At 58.6% G+C, this 5,064-nt stretch carries 2 protein-coding genes and 2 pseudogenes; 1 reads left to right on the plus strand and 3 read right to left on the minus strand.

Translation table 11 applies throughout. The features are described 5' to 3' along the window. Window positions 1-123: 123 nt before the first annotated feature. A pseudogene (locus AB3X86_RS37740) lies at window positions 124-501 on the plus strand (transposase); the annotation flags it as partial. A gap of 154 nt (window positions 502-655) precedes the next feature. On the opposite strand, the gene AB3X86_RS37745 reads toward AB3X86_RS37740, so the two are convergent. The 3 genes and pseudogenes from AB3X86_RS37745 to AB3X86_RS37755 all read right to left on the minus strand — a co-directional run. After that, complete coding sequence (locus AB3X86_RS37745; RefSeq protein ID WP_368599846.1) at window positions 656-3,766, minus strand: GAF domain-containing protein; 3,111 nt, start codon at window positions 3,764-3,766, stop codon at window positions 656-658. A gap of 25 nt (window positions 3,767-3,791) precedes the next feature. Then, window positions 3,792-4,430, minus strand: coding sequence for an AAA family ATPase (locus tag AB3X86_RS37750; RefSeq protein ID WP_368599847.1), 639 nt, complete (start codon window positions 4,428-4,430; stop codon window positions 3,792-3,794). Further along, window positions 4,385-4,846: pseudogene (locus AB3X86_RS37755) on the minus strand (hypothetical protein); the annotation flags it as partial. The pseudogene AB3X86_RS37755 and the gene AB3X86_RS37750, both read right to left, overlap by 46 nt. Window positions 4,847-5,064: the final 218 nt, after the last annotated feature.

Below are 5,064 nucleotides of genomic sequence, written 5' to 3' on the forward strand. Positions count from 1 at the left end.
CCAGAACCATTCGCACAGCCCGCTCACGAACTTCAGGCGAGTACCTTGGGCACTTCTTCTTCGTGTTTTCCATAGCTCCATTTTCTCAAGAAGTGGAGCCTCCGGAAATCCCGGGGCGGTTCACTTCATGAATGGATGGTGGCGCAGCGCAAGCTGGTTTCGGAAGGTTCAGCGATTGCGAAAGCGCTGGATTACAGCCTTAAACGCTGGGAAGCGCTGACGCGCTATCTCGACGACGGACATGTGCCCATAGACAACAACTGGGTCGAAAACCAAATACGTCCGTGGGCTATCGGCAGGGCCAACTGGCTGTTCGCCGGCTCACTCCGAGCGGGCCAACGCGCTGCCGCCATCATGAGCCTGTTGCGCTCAGCACAACTCAATGGGCACGAACCGCACGCCTATCTGAAGGACGTCCTCACGCGATTGCCGACCCACAGGGCCAGCGACGTCGCAACATTGCTGCCTCATCGCTGGCAGCCGACAGTTGCGGTCGCTTAGCTCAATTCGTCAAGACGGGTTTGCTGGCCCCTTACCGTTGGCTTCCACTTTTTCCGACCGATCTCGGAAAGGCGAATTCCGGATCTACGGCGCGCAAGGATTCCGGACCTTCGGTTCAGCACGCCGAGCGAGCGCAGGCGTTACGTGTGTGACTTTAACGGCTATTTTCGATCGCCCACTTGTCAGGAAGTCGCACCTTGATCATGGTGCCGGCTCCCGGCGAGCTGATAACGTCGATCGCACCGCCCAGCATCAGAACACGCTCTTCCATCCCTGCCAGTCCGAATGACCTCTTTCTCGTTGCAAAAACATCGAATCCGCAACCGTCGTCGTGCACTTCGAGAAGGCAAGCATCGGGGGTTCGCTCTAATGCGATGATTACTCTTCTGGCCGCAGCGTGTCGGGTGACATTAGTCAGTGCCTCTTGAACGATGCGAAACAGCACGATAGCGCGATCCTCGCTTACGGCGATATTCTCGTCCTGCAAGTTGAGATGACAGACCGTCCGGCCGTTGCGGTTGAAATCGGCCACGAGCCACTCGAGCGCTGCTGCAATACCGGAATCAAGCGCTGCGGGGCGCAGCGACGCGATAACGCCTCTGACCACCTGCATCGTTACATCCACAAGTGAAACGAGCGCCTGCGTATGCTCGACCAGATCCGGGTGATCCGCGCCAAGCCTCATGCGCAATATCGACGCCCTCAGGCGAAGCGCGGTAAGGTGTTGCCCGAGTTCGTCGTGCATTTCCCGCGCAATGTGCTTGCGTTCATCCTCGCGAGCCGTCTCGCGATGTGAGGCAAGTTCACGCAGCATCTCGTAGGACTCACGCAAGCGGTGCTCAGCTTCCTTGCGCTCCGTGAGATCAACTACAAAAGCAACGCCTTCCTTCCCGCTACAGTCGAAAGCAGCGCGGCCGACCATGACCGGTATACGACTGCCATCCTTCCGCATGTATTCTTTTTCCTCGGGTTGAACGTCACCGTCGTTTCTGATTTGGGCCAAAGCCCGTTCGCTGCTTTCCTGCCAGTCAGTTGGCGTGAGATCCCTCCAGCGGAGGCATCCTGACGCAAGATCCTCTCGCTCATATCCCACCATGCGAAGAAAAGCGTCGTTGGCTTCGAGAATGTCGCCGGCGGCATTCCAGACGATGATGCCAATGATATTGGCGTCGACGAGGCGGCGAATCCTGGCCTCCCGTTCCTGCAGGTCGCGGTACAGGCGGGTGTTCTCCAGCGCAGTCGCCGCCTGCGACGCGAGCAGCCGCAGCAGTGCAATCCGGGTCGATCTGAAGGCGCGGGTGATCAGATTGTTTTCGAGGTACAGGGCCCCGATCAGCTTCGCTTGATTCATTAATGGCAGGCATAAGACGGAACGAGTCAGATACTGCCGGATATGAGGATCTGTCGCGAACCTGGGATCGGCCGCAGCATCATCGAGAATGACACTTTCGCCTGTGCGCAATACATCGTAGAGAACAGGCTCGGGAATCATGGTCGCGCTCACGGGTGCATCACGCAATTGGACGCATGCCTTGTCGCTGTCCGTCCATGCTTCCGCTGCGAGCCGCTGTTCTCCTGTATGCGAAAGTATCAGTAATCCACGCTCGGCTCCCGCCTGCTCGATAGCGGTACGCATGATCGTCTCAATCAGTCTGTCGAGGAAAACCTCTCCGGAAACAGCCTGCGACACCCTTATGACGGTAGCAAGGTCAAGGTGTTCGAGAGGCGCCCCGATAGTGCTGCCTGAGTCAGGCGCTCGCTCGTCGGCCCTGAGACCTGGGTACAGTTCGTCGAGTTGACGCACCTTGCCTTCTGCCCCCCAGCGTCGATAAGCCCGTCGTGCGTCCTGCAAATAGACACGGGCAATCTTCTCATACCCCCGCGCCGCGTAGAACGCGGATGCGAGTTCATTGGCAAGCGCTTCATTGTGTATGAGGTCGTTTGCGCGCGCAAGATGAATGGCCGCTTCGTAGAGTCGCATCGCCTCGAGATCACGGCCTTCCAGGCGCGCCATCTCGGCGCTTACCAGTGAAACCCGATTGCCGAAATTCGCCGGACAGTTGTTCGCCCAGATCTCCAATTGCCGACAATGCGCGGCGATGCTGTGGAGGTGCTCCTGTCGCTCCTCGGCCGGCACCCGGTCGAAATGCGCGGCCCTTGTGAGAGCGGCGTAAAAATGGTACTCGCATTCCTCCAGGTGCGGCGACGAGCTCCAAAGTTGCTCTTGCGCGATCGATGCCGCGTTCATGGCGGCCACATAGTCGCCTGAAAAGAATCGTCCCTGCAGTTTCCGGATCCAGTACCAGCACGCGGCCGTCGCGAGCGCGGGGTTGCCGGACAGGTGCTCCTCTGTACGAAGCTCGTTGAATTCGTCATAGTCGAAGTGGCCGAATTTCAGTGTGACGCCGCGGAGCATCCGGATCAATGCGAGTTGCGTGGTGAGGTTATCGACGACCAGGCCGAAACGTGCCTTCCTGGAAAACGCGAGGCCCTGTTCAGTTTCGAGTTCGACATCGCTTAGAGGGTCACCGCCGAAAAGTCGGTCCGAAACGATATGGCAGCAGGTATAGGCGCCAGACGGAAGGTCCCCGGTCCGGCCCGCTGCTTCGAACGCACGGCGCAGCACTTCGCTGCTGAAGCGCACGTGTTTCGTCCAGCGCACAACATACAGCGCGTAGCAAAGATAGGTGACTGCCTCGAAGCGTTTGAGTCCGCGTCGCTCGACCAGATCGAAGCCGAGCTGACCGAACTGGACTCCAGCGTGGTAATCGCCAAAGCGTGGCCCAGCGATCCGCGGGAACATGACATACGCGAAGCACGAGGCGTCGCAGTTCCCGCACTCCAGACTCAAGCTGATCACTTTGCATATAGCGAGAGAAGCCAGATTCGCGTCAAAAAACCAGGCTGGTCTCAGGAGCTTGCTAAGCACGTCAGTAATTGCGAGCGACGCTGGGTCCGACATCAACGGCATATCGATGAGTGCCTCGATAGCCCGGCCCGCAAGCCGCAACCGTATGTTTTCGTACTCCCCCCGTACGTTGCTTTCATGTGGGTGTGCCGGCCAGTCGATGCCGAGTTGACGGAGGTGATCGAGGCACACCTCGACCGCCAGATCGCTTCGATCGAGAGTCAGGTAAACATCCATTCGCAGACACGCGACGCTCGCCTGATCGACCGTGTTCGTCGCGCGGTTTGACAGCATCGCCAGCCGCTCTTCGGCATCGGTTAGCCGCCCGGTGAGGAACTCGCATTCTGCCAGGTTCAACTGGAGCGGAAAGACCAGTTCGTGCCTACGTCCCCAGCAATCGTCCTGGAGGAGTTGAGCGCCGGCAGTGAGATAGGTGAGCGCCGACGCATAGGCGCACTAGCTTTACCACCATTAGGTCGACTACATTGTCGGTGTACTCTTTCCGGTGGATGCGGGGCAGGTCCCAGCTCCAACAGGCCGTGTCATGGGCAAAGCTCAGCAGATCGCTATCGGCAAGCTCGCGCAAAAACTGGATGACGAAAAACGGATTGCCCGCCGTCTTCTCATGCACGAGGTGCGCAAGCGGTGCCGCACGTCCCGGCTCACAGTGAAGCGCTTCGACAATCAGTTGCTCCACGTGTTCACAAGCAAGAGGCGCGAGAACAATTTCATCGAGCCTTGCGCCGGCAGCCCTTAACGTCTGAAGCTTGTGCAGCAGCGGATGTCCGGGAGTTACCTCATTGCTGCGATAGGCGCCGATTACCATCAGATGCTGCAGATCCGAGCGCGCAAGGAGCCCGTCGAGCAAGTCGAGCGTCGCGGCGTCGAGCCATTGCAGATCGTCAAGAAATAGTGCCAACGGATGCCGGCAATCGTTTCGGGTGGCTGTGGAAATTGCCGCTCGCGCGGCAGTCGTGAAGCGATCCCAAATCCTGTGAGCCGCGGCCGGCTGTCCGTGCAGTCAACTAGCACATGAGCAGGCTTGAAATCCTTGTGAACGAACCCACTCCGGTGGAGCTTCTCAAGCGCCCCGGCAATTCCGACGGCGAGGCACAAAACACGTTCCACCCCGAGAGGCGCGCCCACCAGTCGCTCAAGTGGTTCGCCGCCCGGATCCTCGAAAACCAGTGCCATCCGTTCATCTTCGCGTACCAGCCTTATCGGGTGCACCGCCCACGTACCATTCAGTTGTTCTTTCAGCGCGAATTCGTGAGCAAGGCGCTCGAGAAGGGCAATCGAGGGATGTTCCTCGGTGGTCCGGAGAGTCAGGACGCTATCGCTGCCGCTCGGGGACCGGACGCGACAGAAAGTGCGCTCTGCATCCTCCCAAAGGATGTGGACACTGAAGCCTGTGTCAGAGCCATGTGGATCGTTCATCTGCCGTCATTCACTAGTCAAGTTCAGCCCCCGATCGTATCAAAGGACGCAGCCCAATTCGTCTGTCTAAAGTGCCTATGGCTACGCGTTAGAGAGCTAAAGTCGGAAGTGGTGTACGGGGGATCTGGGGCGGGGAATTGAAGGCGGTGGAGGTTTCAGCTGAGAATCTGATTGTCGAAGTCGGAAACCAGCAAACAACAAACCATCCACCATGAGCA

Source organism: Paraburkholderia sp. BR14374 (assembly GCF_040948685.1).
Classification (GTDB): Bacteria; Pseudomonadota; Gammaproteobacteria; order Burkholderiales; family Burkholderiaceae; genus Paraburkholderia; species Paraburkholderia youngii.